This is a genomic window from Paenibacillus sp. FSL R10-2778 (genome assembly GCF_038593035.1).
Taxonomy (GTDB): domain Bacteria; phylum Bacillota; class Bacilli; order Paenibacillales; family Paenibacillaceae; genus Paenibacillus_AQ; species Paenibacillus_AQ odorifer.
Window position 1 is genome coordinate 1,403,367 of record NZ_CP151956.1, and the last position, 16,237, is coordinate 1,419,603.

General features: G+C 45.7%; 13 protein-coding genes. 2 read left to right on the forward strand and 11 right to left on the reverse strand.

Features of this window, described 5'->3' with window-relative positions; genetic code table 11:
• Positions 1-13 precede the first annotated feature (13 nt).
• From NST40_RS06195 to NST40_RS06235, 9 genes are all read right to left on the reverse strand, one after another.
• Positions 14-1,594, reverse strand: coding sequence for an oleate hydratase (locus NST40_RS06195; protein WP_342410525.1), 1,581 nt, complete (start codon positions 1,592-1,594; stop codon positions 14-16).
• Positions 1,595-1,751: 157 nt separating this feature from the next.
• Entirely contained in the window at positions 1,752-2,321 is a 570-nt protein-coding gene (locus NST40_RS06200) for a TetR/AcrR family transcriptional regulator (RefSeq protein WP_036681438.1), read from the reverse strand.
• A gap of 20 nt (positions 2,322-2,341) precedes the next feature.
• Positions 2,342-2,737 (reverse strand): hypothetical protein, encoded by a 396-nt coding sequence (locus NST40_RS06205; protein WP_076219377.1) that lies wholly within the window; start codon positions 2,735-2,737, stop codon positions 2,342-2,344.
• 47 nt (positions 2,738-2,784) lie between these two features.
• The gene (locus NST40_RS06210) at positions 2,785-3,306 is read right to left on the reverse strand and encodes a hypothetical protein (protein ID WP_076193016.1); all 522 of its coding nucleotides are present in this window, start codon (positions 3,304-3,306) and stop codon (positions 2,785-2,787) included.
• Positions 3,307-3,459: 153 nt separating this feature from the next.
• The gene (locus NST40_RS06215) at positions 3,460-4,440 is read right to left on the reverse strand and encodes an RluA family pseudouridine synthase (RefSeq protein WP_076219378.1); all 981 of its coding nucleotides are present in this window, start codon (positions 4,438-4,440) and stop codon (positions 3,460-3,462) included.
• A gap of 101 nt (positions 4,441-4,541) precedes the next feature.
• The gene (locus tag NST40_RS06220) at positions 4,542-4,730 is read right to left on the reverse strand and encodes a CLC_0170 family protein (RefSeq protein WP_076219379.1); all 189 of its coding nucleotides are present in this window, start codon (positions 4,728-4,730) and stop codon (positions 4,542-4,544) included.
• A 24-nt stretch (positions 4,731-4,754) separates the two neighbouring features.
• Entirely contained in the window at positions 4,755-5,978 is a 1,224-nt protein-coding gene (locus tag NST40_RS06225) for a Ger(x)C family spore germination protein (RefSeq protein WP_342410527.1), read from the reverse strand.
• Entirely contained in the window at positions 5,971-7,074 is a 1,104-nt protein-coding gene (locus NST40_RS06230) for an endospore germination permease (protein WP_342410528.1), read from the reverse strand. Before NST40_RS06230 ends, NST40_RS06225 begins: the two co-directional genes overlap by 8 nt.
• The gene (locus tag NST40_RS06235; protein WP_139329939.1) at positions 7,067-8,680 is read right to left on the reverse strand and encodes a spore germination protein; all 1,614 of its coding nucleotides are present in this window, start codon (positions 8,678-8,680) and stop codon (positions 7,067-7,069) included. The genes NST40_RS06230 and NST40_RS06235 overlap by 8 nt, the downstream gene beginning before the upstream one ends.
• A 170-nt stretch (positions 8,681-8,850) precedes the next feature.
• Between NST40_RS06235 and recQ the strand changes: the two genes are divergently transcribed.
• Together recQ and NST40_RS06245 are read left to right on the forward strand one after the other, a co-directional pair.
• Positions 8,851-10,686, forward strand: a complete 1,836-nt coding sequence (gene recQ / locus NST40_RS06240; protein ID WP_342410529.1) for a DNA helicase RecQ — start codon at positions 8,851-8,853, stop codon at positions 10,684-10,686.
• Positions 10,687-10,701: 15 nt separating this feature from the next.
• Positions 10,702-12,591: a B12-binding domain-containing radical SAM protein gene (locus NST40_RS06245; protein ID WP_342410531.1), complete on the forward strand. Its 1,890-nt coding sequence runs from the start codon at positions 10,702-10,704 to the stop codon at positions 12,589-12,591.
• A gap of 1,689 nt (positions 12,592-14,280) precedes the next feature.
• Here NST40_RS06245 and NST40_RS06250 read toward each other — a convergent pair.
• Positions 14,281-15,231 carry an alpha/beta hydrolase gene (locus NST40_RS06250; protein WP_076219070.1) on the reverse strand — a complete coding sequence of 317 codons (951 nt, stop codon included), beginning with the start codon at positions 15,229-15,231 and terminating at the stop codon, positions 14,281-14,283.
• 27 nt (positions 15,232-15,258) lie between these two features.
• Positions 15,259-16,227, reverse strand: coding sequence for a type I phosphomannose isomerase catalytic subunit (locus NST40_RS06255; RefSeq protein ID WP_076128070.1), 969 nt, complete (start codon positions 16,225-16,227; stop codon positions 15,259-15,261).
• Positions 16,228-16,237: the final 10 nt, after the last annotated feature.

A 16,237-nucleotide genomic window follows, 5' to 3' on the forward strand; every position in this document is an offset into this window, starting at 1 on the left:
GCTGATTGTTGTTTTATCTGAAAGATGTAACAAAGCTTGAGAATAGTGTACGTACATCGTATTGATATTGGTTGATTGGCTCGATAGGCCGTTCGATACCAAGTAGAGTATATACCGCAATTCTCGCTGCTCTCACGGAGTATTCTTCAGTGAATACAACGTCATCTGGAATTTCACAGAATTGTCCAATAAAGGCCAGGTTCGTGGAACCCTCAGGGACAACTTTTGGTCTGTCACTATTGAGTCTAGGCATGAACTGTGAAGTGATATAAGGCATCATGCAAGGAATACAGTTGGCGGTAGCCATGATCTCGTCCTTATATTCTTCAAAGTGAAGATGACCGATCAATTCTTGCATGATTTCTTCGCCGGTACAATCACACATTCTCTTTTTCACGAAATCCCCAACTTTGTCTGGATACAGTCCGTAACCCCAGAACACTTTAACATGCTCAGGTTGATTGCGGAAATGCGGTTGGTAGGCCAGTACAACGGACATAAACCAGCTCGAATCCTTGAATGTGACCAAAGCGCCTGTGCCGGCACGGTTACGTGTGAAATTTTCCATCAGATCGAAGAATTTGGAGTCATGGAAAGTTACAGTAAAGGACTCCCATTTCGAACCGTCTACATGATCATCGAACGAAGAAGGATTGCCAAGACTTGGTTTCTTGGAAGCGATGTTTTCCCATAATTTCCACGAGCTTCCCTTGCCGTTAAGGCGTGGAGCAGAAGTCATAGAACCAAGGCTGGAGCCTTCGGTCATAGAACCGTTTGTGATAATCACGAGATCATCTTCTTTTACATCAATCACATCTTTGACACCTTCGCGCACTACATTCATTTGGGTTACGGTAATTCCGTCACCTTTTTTGAACTGCAGATCAGTCACTGTACATTTCAGTGTGAAATCGACACCAAATGGTTCAAGATATTTGTGCAAAGGCAGAATGATGGAATCATATTGGTTATAAGGAGTGCGGGTTACACCTTCCAGTGTTTGAATTCTTGGGAATTCATGGAAGAAACGGAGCATATATCTTTTAAACTCTACAGCGCTGTGCCAAGGTTGAAATGCAAAAGTAGTAGCCCACATATACCAGAAGTTTGTTGTGAAAAAGTGAGGGGCGAACCAGTCGTTGATACGCGCTTTCCCCATTTTATCTTCTGGTGTAATAATCAGCTTGCCCATAGCGAGACGATCAGCCATATCAAAACCCATGGACAATACATCTTCTACTTTGCCGTCTTTATTTACTAGTCTGGCGTTTGAGTGTGTTGGATTAGCGGTATCAAAAGCAATAATTTCATCCCGCACAGACAACCCCGGACGGTCGACAGAAGGAATCGTTGTTAATAGTTCCCAGAGATTTTCATAAGCTTCATCGTTGAGCATACGGCCGCCGCGGACAACGTAACCATGTTCAGCGTCACCTGCGCCGTCATTGCTACCACCAAGAATCTTCATCTCTTCAATAATGTGAATGTTTTGTCCCGGAAAATCACAGTCTCTGACCAGGTAAGCAGCGCCCGCTAGGGATGCAATTCCGCCACCGACAAAATAAACCTGTCTATTACCGTACTCTTTTTTCACAATGGTCGCCTCCAAGTAGTTGTTTAAATAATCACACTCTTAATGTAAACCAACTCCTATTTTGAAGGTATAATCAAACTCTTTAGAGTGTCTGGATTTTTGTCATTATGGGTGATCTGTCTAGTTTTTAGACAAAAAAAACCGCTGCAACCAAAGGTTACAACGGATGGTTCTCATATTTGTGTAAAGCTTTCAGAAAATTTCCTTCAATTAGATCACTTAGCTTCTCAATCATATGGTGCGGTTGTTCCTTCATGCCTTCTCTCATCCACTGGATGATTAGGCCTGTGAAGGCGAGCGTATAGAAATTGGCTATAAAATGCTTGTCTTCTTCGCAAACCTCCATCCCGGAGGACAGCTCGTTTATAACCCCCATGATGAGATCGTTTGTCACCTCGTACAGATATGCATCCAGGTGATTTCTGCCTAGTGAATTTAGCGTGTTACAGCAAAAGGATTTATTCCGCTCAATATAGCAGAAGATTCTATAAAAACCGTCCGTCCAAGTGCTGTAGCTGCGATACTGGGCGAGGCTTTCGACAGCCTCAGTCTTATAGATCCAACCTAGCAAATCAAATATATCCTGAAAATGATAATAAAAGGTTTGTCTGTTTAGTCCGCAATGGTCCACTAGTTGTTTAACAGTAATTTTATTGAGCGGTGTATGCTCCATTAGTTCTTTTAAAGAATGGGACAATGCATTTTTGGTTAGAAAAGAATTGGACAACAGCGTTTCACCTCTTCCATTCAAGACTTCGATGCTCGCGTATACAGCAGACGAATACCTTCCGCTAATAAACCCAGTGCAAATCCGGCACATGAAAATAAGGAAAATGCGAGGAAGCCTGCGAGATCCTCCCAACCGGACATCTCTTTGTAGGTGTAGCCCAGCATAAATGCCGCGCCTATGATTATTCCCGCCGTACTAAATACCCAGAGCAGACGTGCTCCGAGCCAGCCTAAAGTGTTGACGATGCCTGCCACTACTACGGAAAAAAGAGCAAAGCGCAGTAAGAGTGTGGTATCCATTTCTTGGGCCAGCATCACAAATCGGTGCAGAGGGAAGAGAAGCCATAGCAGAATGGCATAAACGGTCATCCAGAGAAACCAACTTTTACTTTTGGCAGCAGGCAGGAATTTCATTTCATGCACACCTCTTTTCCCATAGTTCGAACGTTAAAAAGTAGGAATTATACCGTGAAGGATTCCAGTTCTTCCGCACTTTGCAGCAGGTGGCTTAGCAGGTTTGGAATGTCCTCCATTTGTTCTTCTGTAAGTTGTCTTTTGAATTGCAGCTCGATGCAGTTATTGTAAGTTTCACTTTCCTGGCCATATATGAAGCTTAAAGATTGCACAGGCTGGAAATCAGGTCCCCAGATCGCTTTTAGAATACTGTCTATCGCCTGACATTCACTAGGAATATCTTCGACTTCCATATAAAAACGAAGTGAAAGATTACAGCCGGGATCCGTATTAGGAACCTCCATGATTTCATCGCTGAGATCTTTCGTGGTCGAAGTGAGCAGGATTTCGGCGGTTACTTTCCTGCCTGCAGTTAATTGGAAGGAGAGACTGAACTCTCTGGACATCAGCGCCATATTCAGAAGGTCGGAGCGATCCGTAACCACCAGTATTCCGTCTAAATTATCGTAGTCATAAATCTGGTTCTCAAAGGCGATCTTAATATTATCGAAAACAGTAGGGTGGAACAATAAGGGCACCTTCTTTGTTTATTTATATTGTAACATGATGTGATAGGAAGTTAAAAAAAGACGCCCAGGACCAAATGGACCGGGCATCTTGTGTAGAAGTTACAGCTTCCCATAAGGGGGAAGGCTCGTCAGTCGTGGGTATACGTTCAATTCTTAGTTTGTAGGCGCAGGCGCAGTATATTTCAGGAACGTCTTCGGAATCGGGCTCTCAAAGGTCATCAGTTCTCCAGTGGTTGGATGAATAAAAGAGAGCACTCGAGCATGTAGACCAAGTCTTCCTACCGTTTTGGTCTCTGCCCCATATTTCTTGTCACCTGCGATAGGGTGGCCGATATCTGCCATATGCACCCGAATCTGATTTTTTCGTCCGGTTTCGAGCTTAACCTCTAGCAAGGAAAAATGGCGGTTAGCCTGAATAAGCTTATAATGTGTAATTGCATGTAGTCCATCGCCTTCATGAGGACTGGAATACATTTTAAGGGTTGAGGTTTCTTTGAGCCAAGAGCTTATCTTGCCTTCAGGTCTTTTAACCGCGCCTTCGACGAGCGCTACGTAAGAACGTTCCTTCACAGTATCTTTCCACGTAGTTTGTAATGCCTGCTGAATCCGTTCGCTTTTGGCAAACATCATTACGCCTGAAGTATCTCTGTCCAAACGGTGTACGACAAAAATCCGATTTTTTGGATTGCTAACACGGACATGCTCCATAAGCTGGCGGTAAGCCGTCAATTCATTTTCTTCCGCAGTGGCGATAGATAGCAGTCCAGCATCCTTTTGAACAATAATCAGGTCATCATCCTCATGAACGATTTTAAGTCCGATCATCTCTGCTGTTTGTACAGGCTTCTCTTGATCAATAGTAACGTTTTGACCCGGATGCAGTTGGAAATTATGCTGTGTAACTACCTTATCATTCACCGACACTTGTCCACGCGATAGGATGGATTTAATCGCATTTCGTCCGCGACCCGTGACGTGGGTGAGTAAGAAGGGCAACAGTTCAGAAGGTTCGTTTACAGTAAAAGACTTGGGTGCTGCGGTTGTTTTAGTTTTATGGTTAAGCTTGCCAGTAGGCTTGCTGTGAGAACGAGTACCTCTTTTGGCTGTTTCTTTAGGATTTCTTCTTGAGTTCATGGATGCATTCTCCGTCCTTTAATATTGTACTCCTCAATATACCATGGGCTGTGAAGAAATACTATGGAGAGGGCAGGCTTGCTGGTTTGGTTTGTAAATGCTCATAGATAGAACAGCTGGGCTAATCCAAGAAGCAGGAATAAACCGAGATATACCCAGCCTAATATGCGGGCATATTTCTTTTCCCGGTGCATGGCATTGACTGCATATATTTTAGTATCCACAGTAAGCAACAGAACACTGGAGATCAGCAGCGCAACAATTACGTAGGTTAGCTGGTGATAGAGCATAGTAGAGCCTCCCATAAACGTCATTTAATTTTGTTTAAGACCTACTCTGTCGATGTGAGTTTTCAACTTAACTTCAATACTGAGATTGGAATACTGCTGCTCCCAGTCATGTTTGTCACGAATATTGGCTTTCCAGTAGGAGGGAGCATATGCACGAATATATTCACCCATGCCAAAGACATCGGAATGCGCTTGTTGAGTTTCTTTGATAAGGTGGTTGAAAATACCGATCACTCTCTTTTGAAAAATATCTTCAATCTTTTCTAAAGAACGGCTGGAATCGATAGGGATATCACTACGTAAATGCTCATCTAGAGCCGCCTCTAAAGTGAGGTTATAGGTGATGTGAGGTTTGCCCTCTTTGAAATGAACCTTCACCCTCGTGAACCGGTCGTTGACCTTGAGCATCACCGGACCGAATTCATCAGCATAAAAAAGATCGGAGTATCCCCCGGGATTAATGCCCTTCATGGACATATATGCGCCAATCTCAATCGGAATCGTCGATCCGACCATCACTCCACCACTAAAGTAAGCTAGGCCTTTAATCATGATATTGTCTTCCTGATGTAATGAGACGTAAGGCAGATAACCACTTTCGCCCCATTTGGATTCTGCTGACCAGAATACACCTATATAATCAGCGGGGAATTTTCCTGATGTTACTGCTTTTTCCATGGTGGAGAGGATGTAAAGGGTCGGCACTCGCTGCAGCGGAGGATTAATATTCATAAATTTAGCAGCCTCCCCTTCGGATACTAGCAGCCAGGTCCGGCGACGAACTTCTGGATTTCGCCGCAAATAATCATTTAAGTCATTCATGCTTTTTTTTGCTATGTCCTCACTAATAATAATCACTCGTAAATGAATTAGATAACGTGGATCAGAAATTTGCTGCTGTAAATTGTTCATGGCGTCATCTAAGGTGTACCCGTACACTTCTACGACCCATACTGGATTTTGATTCACGCCTCCGCCTTCTCCCCCACTGCCTGGTCCGAGTGGAACTCTTCCCGGAACCGCAATTTGGGCGGTCACACGGATTTTGGTAAGGTTAATATTTGCGCTTTTAAGATGAGTGGTTTGATCATCATTTATTTTGCTGTCTGGAGGGACGGAATCAATGGATAACCCTAGTACCAATGCACGGTCTTCTATTTCAAGCTGGTCCCAGCACCCTGAGAGTAAGCCAGACATGAGTGAGAGAATAAATATAAGAACTACACGCTTGTAAATTTTTTTATTCATGAGGAATGGCTCCTTTATTTCGGATTAGAGAGACTAACCATAATAAAAGAGGATAGAAGGTCAAAAAAATCAAACCGATTATCGCTGTAATGCTAGCAAATGAATAGACCTGAAATATATTTCTCGGCAAAAGTGAAAAAGTGATGATAAGTGGAAGTAAGAAGCTGGATATTAGGCGGTGATCCTTGTGCCGCAGCACTTGTTGCAGAGAGTATGCAGCTAAGTAGTAGTTCGTAAAGATGGAAGTGAATATAGAAACCACCCAAATTATTATAAAAAGAGCATCAAACCGTTCTAAAAGTCCTGCGCCGATGGATATGGAGCGAGCTGCTTCTAAGGTTGGATAGGAAAGTAATTTGGTTTCTTGAGCTCCAAACATGCCTAAAGTGACCCAAACGATCATTACATAAATGAATCCAATGATACAAAGCGCAACAGTGCCTGCTTTAAGGATCTGTTGAGGTTTTTTCATTAAAGGAACCAGCAGGATGATGACAAATGTGCCCTGATAAAGGCCAGCGGATGTAATCGTTCCTTTGGAAAAGCTTGAAAAGGTGGTCTGATTTCCGGTGAGGGGTAGCAAGTTTAGAACGTCAACATTTTTCATAGCTACCAAGGCAATTGCTATAACTGATAATAGAATAAAAGGTAAATAGAAAACATGAACATAAGTGAATTTCACAATATTTCTTCGGATTGATAAGGCAACCAGTAGGAGCATTAAGAGAATTACTGCTTCGATGGGTGTCTTTTTAAAGACAACCGCAACACATACTTCTCCGAATTGGCGCATGGTGATCCCGGCAGAGAAAGCAAAAAACAAAGAAATAAAAATGGAGAAAATATCCGCGAGCCCAGTTCCGAGAAGACGGCGGCTGAATACGAACAACGTTTCGTTCGGGAATTTTCGGCAGACAGCTGCTGTAAACCAGCAACCCAAAAAAGCAACAGGTACACCAGAAGCAGTCACGAGCGGTGCACCACTGTCTCCGGCTTCAGCCATATAACGAGGAATACTTAAGATTCCTATTCCTATAATCGTACTGACGATTACAGCCATGACTTGGATCGTTGTTATGGGGCGGTTACTATTCATCAGCTTCACTTTTCTCCTTAAAAATCAGATCGGTATGCATTTTCGGGATATCCTTAGCAAGAAGATCAGGATCAGGTGTATTAAGAAAGCTTGGGCGGCTTCGCATCCACCATAAAGGTACCCGAACGATACTATCCTTAAGGTCCTTCCATATCGTAGGGACAAAGGGGGTCATGTAGGGAACGCCAAAAGATTCCAGGAATAACAAGTGGTTGATAATAACAATAGTGCCCAGCATTACTCCGTACAGGCCAAAGCAGCCTGCCAATATGATCAATGGAAATCTAAGCATTCTTGAAGAGATTGCGGCATTGTAAGCGGGTGTGGCAAAAGACCCTATGGTCGTTATAGCGACAACAACTACGGTAGTTGGACTCGCCAGACCTGCTGCTACGGCTGCCTGACCAATGACAAGCACACCTACAATAGAAAGAGCCCCGCCAATCATTTGCGGTAGGCGAATGGTTGCTTCGCGCAGCACCTCCATGAAGACTTCCATAATCAGAACTTCCAATACGGCTGGAAAGGGTACGCCAGCTCTTGCACCTGTTATTGCTACGGCGAACTCTGTCGGCAGTAGCTCAGGATTGAAAGAGATAATGGATACATATAAGGCAGGGAAGAAAAGGGAAAATAATAATGCGATCAAGCGGATCATTCTTAGGAGGCTTCCTACGATAAAACGTTCCGTATAGTCATCCATCGTCTGAAAGAATTGATTGAAAAGTGCCGGGACGATGAGGCAGAAAGGTGAGCCATCTACAAGGATGATGACTCGTCCTTCTAATAAAGAGGCTATAGATTTATCCGGACGTTCGGTTGGCTGAACCTGTGGAAACGGGGAAAGGGGATGATCCTCTATAAATTGCTCGATATACCCCGCATCAAGGATGCCGTCTACATTTATTGCTGATAATCTCTTCATCACCTTTTGAACTAGCCCTGGATCGGCTATTCCTTCGATATAACAAACAGCTACTTTTGAGCGCGTCCGTACGCCAAGAGGGGCAGTTACTACACGAAAATCCGGCGTTTGTAGTCGATAGCGAAGCAAAGAGATATTGGATTCTAAATTCTCTATAAACCCATCACGCGAACCGCGTATAACTTGTTCAGTTTGAGGTTGCTCAATGCTACGATGCTCAATTTTACGCAGATTGAAGTAAAGTGCCTGATCCATTCCATCTATGATTAGAACTACATTTCCATCCAACAAGACGGAGACTAGAGTATTTAGGTCCTTAGTGCGGTTACCTTGTGTGACTTGTACCGTCATACTCCAGATGTAATCAGGTAAATCCTTTAGATCTTTTGGAATTTCTGAGTGGTCGGAGGAAACATTCATTAATGGCTTTAAAACATAGTTCTGAATTTGATTCTGGTCCACCACAGAAGAAAAAAAGATAATAGCCGCATCATATCTACCGTATACCTTGAAGTTACGGACAATAAGGTCGCTGTCTTCTCCAAAGACTTGTCGAATGAAGCTTATATTGCTCTTCAGGCTGGAATCCAATGGCTTTACCGGACGATTGTCCTGGGCAGAGGACTCTTTACGTGCAGGCTTTTGTTTAAAGGAGGTATATTTTTGTTTCCAATTTTGCACGGTCGCTCCACCTTTCTATGAAATCACGCTTATTAAAGCTTGGCTTAAAAGAAGACCTTTTATGTAAATATTTCAAAAGAAGAACAGGGTGATGATAGTTAAGAAGTGTTGCTCATTACACCATTGACCGCTAAACTAAAGATAGAAACGCCTAAGGAGTTATGAGAGATATGAAGATGCAAGCACCTACTATTGAACAGGCGCAGGCTGAGCTGCAAAAATATTACGGTTATCCAGACTTTCGGGATGGCCAGAAAAAGATTGTTCAGAACTTGCTGGAAGGACGCGACACACTGGGAATCCTCCCTACGGGTGGCGGGAAATCGATCTGTTATCAGGTTCCTGCACTGCTCCTGCCAGGGCTGACACTGGTAATATCACCACTGATCTCGCTGATGAAAGACCAGGTGGATGCGTTAACTACTGCGGGTATTCCGGCAGCCTTTATTAATAGCACGTTAAGCGGAAAAGAAGTGAATGAGCGGATTCGGGCTGCCCGGCGGGGCGATTTGAAGCTGCTCTATGTTGCGCCCGAAAGACTTGAGCTGGACTGGTTCCGTCTGGAAATGGCTGAGCTGTCTATTTCCTGCGTGGCTGTTGATGAAGCGCACTGTGTATCCCAGTGGGGACATGATTTCCGGACAAGTTATCTGTCGGTATCTCCATTTGTAGATGAGCTGCCTAAACGTCCGATCCTGGCAGCATTTACCGCCACGGCGACGCCGGAGGTTATGGAGGATATGGTCCGGCTGCTGCGCTTGCGCGAGCCGGGTATTTTCATGACGGGGCTAGGAAGAGATAATCTGGCAATGTCCGTGCTGCGTGGAGAGAACAAGCGGGAGTTCGTTATGGATTATGCGGCTACGCATTCTCACCAGCCGGGGATTGTATATGCGGCAACCCGCAAAGAAGTAGATGATCTGTATCAGAGGCTGCAAGCTTCTGGCATAGCGGCAGGTCGCTATCATGCGGGTATGAACGACCAGGAGCGGGCAGATAGCCAGGAAGGGTTCCTCTATGACGATATCCGGGTCATGGTGGCTACGAATGCCTTTGGGATGGGGATTGATAAATCCAATGTCCGGTACGTAATTCACTACAATATGCCCAAAAATATGGAAGCTTATGTTCAGGAAGCAGGTCGTGCTGGACGTGACGGGGAGCCGAGTGAATGTATTTTGCTGTTTAGTGCGCAGGATATTATGACGCAAAAGTTCCTGATCGAGCAGAATCCACAGGATACTGACCGTAAAGCTAACGAATATCGCAAGCTTCAGCAAATGATTGATTATTGCTATACTACTCGCTGCTTGCGCAGTGCCCAGCTGGATTATTTCGGGGAAGAGCATGGGGACAAGCCATGTGGTATCTGTAGCTCATGTACGGATGAACGAGAGCTAGTGGATATGACCGTCGATGCGCAAAAGATCTTCTCCTGCATCCACCGCATGCGGGAGCGTTATGGTGTAGCCTTGGTGGCATCTGTGCTGAAAGGCTCGCGCAATCAAAAGGTGATGCAGTACGGCTTCGATAAGCTGCCCACACATGGGGCGATGTCGAGCCGGACGGAGAAGGAAATCTCAGAGAGTATCAATGTGCTTATCTCAGAAGGGTATCTTGGCTTGTCGGAAGGCCAGTACCCTGTAGTACGGCTTCAGCCTCTGGCTGCCGAGGTCCTGCGCGGACAGCGTGAGGTGATGCAGCGTGTGGCACGGCCTTCGCGGACAGGTACAACATCTGGTACGAGAGTTCGTAGCCGGGGGCATGACCTGTCGCCATCAGCCGTCAATGAGACTGTCTTTGAGCAGCTGCGTCTTATCCGGCGTGAATTGGCAGGACGCGAGCATGTGCCGTCGTACATTATTTTTAATGATGCCACGCTGCGTGAGATGAGTGTGGTTTGCCCGCAGACCGAAGCGGAAATGCTGAGGGTAAAGGGTGTTGGGGAAGTGAAATACCGGAAGTACGGTAAGGCATTCTTAGAGTTTTTTCAAAATGAAATGTAGAAAAGGTCGTGTAGCATGAAAATCGTCCTGACCACGTTAAACGCCAAATATATTCATACCTCACTCGCAATCCGCTTGTTAAAAGCGTACAGTGAGCATGAATTTAAGGATATTCATTTGGCAGAGTACACCATCAAAGATCCCGTGATGAATATTGTGTCCGACTTGTTTCAGAAACGGCCAGATGTGATTGGTTTCTCCTGTTATATCTGGAACATCGAAGAGACGCTGAAGCTGATTGGTATTCTTAAGCAAGTGATGCCTGAAGTTACGATTGTTCTCGGAGGACCGGAAGTTTCGTATGAGCCGCTTCATTGGATGAAAAGAGAAGCTGGCATTGATTTTATAGTTAATGGAGATGGGGAAGAGACGTTCCACCATTTGCTGCAGGAGCTAAGGGATGATCGTAAGTTTCACTTTGTGTATGGAGCCGCTTATCGCAAGGGAGAGGAGATCATTGTCAATCCACCACGTCCCAAAAGCGATCTGAATACGCTGCCTACGCCGCATCGTTTTTCTGAGGATATTCCAGATTTGAGTAAACGTATTGTTTATTTTGAGACAAGCCGCGGGTGCCCATTTAACTGCCAGTTCTGTTTATCCAGTATTGAGGTAGGCGTACGTTATTATGATATTGAACGAGTGAAATCTGATCTGCTCTATTTAATACAGAATGGCGCCAAAATCATTAAATTTCTGGATCGTACCTTTAATATCAACCGCAACTATGCGATGGAAATGTTTCAATTCCTGATCGATAATCATCAAGGCTGCGTGTTTCAGTTCGAAATTACCGCAGATATCATGCGGCCGGAAGTTCTGGATTTCCTATCTAAGAATGCGCCTCCGGGTATTTTTAGATTTGAGATTGGGGTGCAATCTACCAACGATGAGACGAATGAGCTTGTTAAACGCCGCCAGAATTTCAAAAAGCTGTCCCGTACCGTAATGAAGATTAAGGCAAGCGGCAATATCGATCAGCATCTGGATTTGATTGCCGGACTACCTATGGAGGATTACAGTACCTTCCGTAAAACTTTTAATGATGTATTCGTTATGGAGCCGGAAGAGCTACAGCTAGGATTCCTCAAAATGCTGCGGGGAACGGGGCTGCGGGCGCAGGCGTCTAAATATGAGTACACGTATATGGAACACGCACCTTATGAAATCCTTAGCAGTCATATGATGCCTTTCTCAGACATTATCCGTTTGAAGCGGCTTGAGGATGTGCTGGAGAAATACTGGAACAGCCACCGGATGGATCATACGGCCAAGTACTTGATCCGTCATGTATTTGATTCGCCATTCGATTTCTTTCAGGAGTTCGGTGACTATTGGGAGGAGAGAGGCTGGCAAAAGATTGGCCATCAGCTGGAAGATCTCTTTACCCGCTTGCAGTCCTTCCTGATAGATCGCGGGACGCCGTCTATGGATGTTATAACTGGCTTGATGAAGCTGGATTATTTTCTTGGACACAAGTACAAGCCGCGCAAAATCTGGTGGGATTTCGTGCTGGATAAGTCGGATTGGTCGAGCTATTTAAAAGATATCGCGGCTAATCCGGGTCAAATTTCTGCCCAGTTAGCAGAAGCAGGACTTAACGAAAGAGAACTGCAAAAGTATACTGTGCTGGAAGTATTGCCATTCTCGCTGGAAGCGGTGCTGGATTCCATCAGCGGCATGCGTGCCGATGAAGGCTTGGAGGATAGTGAAGCTGATATGGCTAATCTGGAGGCGTTGCCTTCGGCAGACTCGCCATTCCATTTAAAAGAGACTGCGCAAGCAGCAAGCTCGGCTGTAGCTGTAGCGGAGCCCGCTTCCATTAGAGAAGGGCGCACGCTACTAATCGTAATGTATCAGCAGAACGAGAGCCAACGCGCTCAGTACTACACACTGCCTTTGTAATAGGCGGGTGGAAGGATAGACCGTTCCTTTATGGGACGGTCTATTTTTTTGTCTTGTGCGATAGCGTCAACGGAGTCCGGAAGTGGCTGGGAAGGGGATGAGGTGGAGCTTAGTGACGATTGAGTCCACATGTTGTGGAGGAGAGGGATGGTGACAACTGGGTCCGAAAGCGGAGGAGGAAGGTGATGATGTGTAATTAGTGACAGCTGAGTCCGAAAGCAGCGAGTAACCCGGCGAAGGCGGACTCAGCGGACCTTATACTCGGAATTATCCTGTTTTTTAGATCCTAACGGACCGCATAGTCGCTATTGGCATGAAAAACACCCAATACGAACCTGTTTCACATGAATAGCTGCACTGGAGTCCGATATCTAGCTCGAATGTCTGAAAATCAGCAAATAGCGTCATCTGAGTCCGAAAGCAGCGAGTAACCCGGCGTAGGCGGACCCAGCGGACCTTATACGTGAAATTATCCTGTTTTTTGGATGCTAATGGACCGCATAGTCGCTATTTGCACGAAACACACCTAATACGAACCTGTTTCACATGAATAGCTGCACTGGAGTCCGATATCTAGCTCGAATGTCTGAAAATCAGCAAATAGCGTCATCTGAGTCCGAAAGCGGCGGGGGAAGGTGATGATGTGGATCTAGTGACGATTGAGTCTGCAAGTGGTGGAGGAAGGTGATCAGATGGAGGCTGAGTCCGAAAGTAGCAGGGAGAGTAATGATGTGTAGTTAGCGACAGCTGAGTCCGAAAGCGGTGAGTAACCCGGCGTAGGCGGACCCAGCGGACCTTATACGTGGAATTATCCTGTTTTTTGGATGCTAACGGACCGCATAGTCGCTATTGGCACGAAACACACCCAATATGATCCTGTTTCACATGAATAGCTGCACTGGAGTCCGAAACCTAGCTCGAATGTCTGGAAATTAGCAAATAGCGTCAACTGGGTCCGAAAGCACCCGGGGAAGGTGATGATGTGGATCTAGTGACGATTGAGTCTGCAAGTGGTGGAGGAAGGTGATCAGATGGAGGCTGAGTCCGAAAGTAGCGTGGAGAGTAATGATGTGTAGTTAGCGACAGCTGAGTCCGAAAGCGGTGAGTAACCCGGCGTAGGCGGACCCAGCGGACCTTATACGTGGAATTATCCTGTTTTTTGGATGCTAACGGACCGCATAGTCGCTATTGGCACGAAACACACCCAATATGATCCTGTTTCACATGAATAGCTGCACTGGAGTCCGATATCTAGCTCGAATGTCTGAAAATTAGCAAATAGCGTCAACTGGGTCCGAAAGCACCCGGGGAAAGTGATGATGTGTAGTTAGTGTCAACTGGGTCCGAAAGCGGCGGGGGAAGGTGATGAGGTGTAGCTAGTGACTATTGAGTCCGGAAGTGGTGGAGGAAGATGATGAGCTGTAGTTAGTGTCAACCGAGTCCGAAGGTGAGGGGGAAGTTTATCTACTAAAGTTCAGATGCGCAGAGGAACTGGAGATTGTTAGATTGAGAAGTCTGCTGAGTCAAGCTACCAAACCGCAAACCGCAAACCGCAAACCGCAAACCGCAAACCGCAAACCGCAAACCGCAAAGAAGCGACCCCCAAAATAATTGGAGCATCGCTTCTATGTTGCCACATTTATTGTCTCATTTCTCGTCTCATAAATTCACTAACAACCGCGTTTTTTCTTAACTTATCGTTGAAACCTCTGAAGGAAGGTGGCGCTCTAACCAGTTGAGCACATCGGCTGTGACTTGATCTCGATTCACTTCATTTAGCATTTCGTGTCTGCCTTCTGGATAGAGTCGGTACTCAACGTCTGACACTCCTCGTTTCTTATACAACTCCGCAAGACGGGGAATGCCTTGACCGTTCATACCGACAGGGTCCTTATCCCCACCAAATATATAAATGGGCTTACCTGTACACAATGTGCTAAGTGATTCCTCAGTATGGATCTCTCTTAGGAGGTGGAAGAAACCACGGAAAAAGCGTGTTGTACAAATAGCTCCGCAGAATGGATCGGAAATGTACTTATCTACTTCCGCAGTATCGCTGCTCAGCCAGTCAAATGTTGTTCTGACCGGGGAAAAGGCGCGGTTATAGCTGCCGAATACCAGACTGTTCAGCAGTACACTGCGATGATGCTCACCCTTTAGCTTAAGCTGCGCGCTAGCCAGAGATTCTCCAATACGCAGCATACTGCGTGGACCGTTTGTCCCGCTTAGGATAAACCCTGAATAGATTTCGTTGCCTTCTTCGCACATGAGTTTTTGACCCAGAAAGGAACCCATACTGTGTGCGAATAAAATGATGGGCTTTCCTTCATGCTTGGAGAGTGCTGCGGCACCTACCTGTAGAAGATTGCGCCGCATCCAATAAAATCCGTCCTCCCCAACATCACCAAGCAGGTTGACTTGACCAGCGGTTCTACCATGTCCCCGGTGATCATTGGCATATACTGCATAACCAACCCCGGTTAAAGCTTCCGCAAAACGAGCGTAGCGGGCAGCAGTTTCACACATCCCGTGTGAAATTTGCACGATTCCTCTAACTGGGACATCGGACTCAGGTAACCATTCATAGACATGGATGGTTACACCTATGGGATCCGTTAGAGTAAAGCTGTTTTCCTTCATGGTCCATTCCTCCTAAAGGTTCTCGACTTATGGTAAATAAGAGCGAAGCACAGTAGAATGACCCTCGATAGTATAACGGCCTAGGTTGGAAGGAATCAGATAACATTCCCCTGCGGCATAAGGCTGGGAGCCGCCTTCCCAAGTCAGATGTCCGCTGCCTTCGCAGATAACCAGAATAGTGAAGCTGTCTTCTGAAGTGGTGAGATCCCATGAACCATTTACGATCCCTTTTTCGACAATAAAATAAGGTGAAGCGGCAAGCTGCAGCCACTCTCCAGGCACTGCATGATCGGTCTTCATCGAAGTAGCGCCGGCGCCTTCATAAGCTGTAACATTCAGAGAATCCTCGATATGAAGCTCGCGTGGTTTTCCATCTAGTCCTGGACGGTCGTAGTCATAAATACGGTATGTAGTGTCGGAATTCTGTTGAATTTCCGCTACAACGACACCAGCACATAGAGCATGTACCGTTCCGGCAGGGATGTAGAAGGAATCGCCAGCGGAGACAGATACCTCTTGAAGGCTATCCATAACCGTGCCTTTTTCCAGTGCTTCGCGTAATGTTTCACGGTCTACGCCTTCTTTAAGGCCGTAGATGATTTTTGCATCTGGCTTAGCGTCTAATACGTACCACATCTCTGTTTTACCCAGTTCACCTTTAGGCAATCCTACATAATCATCCGTAGGGTGGACTTGAACGGAAAGGTTGTCGTTGCAATCCAATAATTTGATCAAGAGTGGAAATCTTCCGCCAGCTTCTGATATTCCCTTGCTTCCGAACCACTCATGACCAAATTGCTCACGAATTTGATCCAGACCTTGTCCAGCTAATTCTCCATTAACCACTGAAGATGTTCCATTCGCATGATCGGCAATCATCCAGCCTTCACCAATATGGCCTTCTGGTAGATTCAGGCCGAATTTCTCCAGCGCGCGGCCACCCCAGACACGTTCTTTAAACTCCGGTTGAAATTTTAAAGGATATGGTTGTGTCATTCGTAATCTT

Coding starts and splice junctions, on each gene's coding strand:
- recQ (WP_342410529.1), top strand. CDS start 8,851: ATGAAGATGCAAGCACCTACTATTGAACAGGCGCAGGCTGAGCTGCAA.
- NST40_RS06225 (WP_342410527.1), bottom strand. CDS start 5,978: ATGAATAAAAAAATTTACAAGCGTGTAGTTCTTATATTTATTCTCTCA.
- NST40_RS06230 (WP_342410528.1), bottom strand. CDS start 7,074: ATGAATAGTAACCGCCCCATAACAACGATCCAAGTCATGGCTGTAATC.
- NST40_RS06245 (WP_342410531.1), top strand. CDS start 10,702: ATGAAAATCGTCCTGACCACGTTAAACGCCAAATATATTCATACCTCA.
- NST40_RS06215 (WP_076219378.1), bottom strand. CDS start 4,440: ATGAACTCAAGAAGAAATCCTAAAGAAACAGCCAAAAGAGGTACTCGT.
- NST40_RS06250 (WP_076219070.1), bottom strand. CDS start 15,231: ATGAAGGAAAACAGCTTTACTCTAACGGATCCCATAGGTGTAACCATC.
- NST40_RS06205 (WP_076219377.1), bottom strand. CDS start 2,737: ATGAAATTCCTGCCTGCTGCCAAAAGTAAAAGTTGGTTTCTCTGGATG.
- NST40_RS06255 (WP_076128070.1), bottom strand. CDS start 16,227: ATGACACAACCATATCCTTTAAAATTTCAACCGGAGTTTAAAGAACGT.
- NST40_RS06220 (WP_076219379.1), bottom strand. CDS start 4,730: ATGCTCTATCACCAGCTAACCTACGTAATTGTTGCGCTGCTGATCTCC.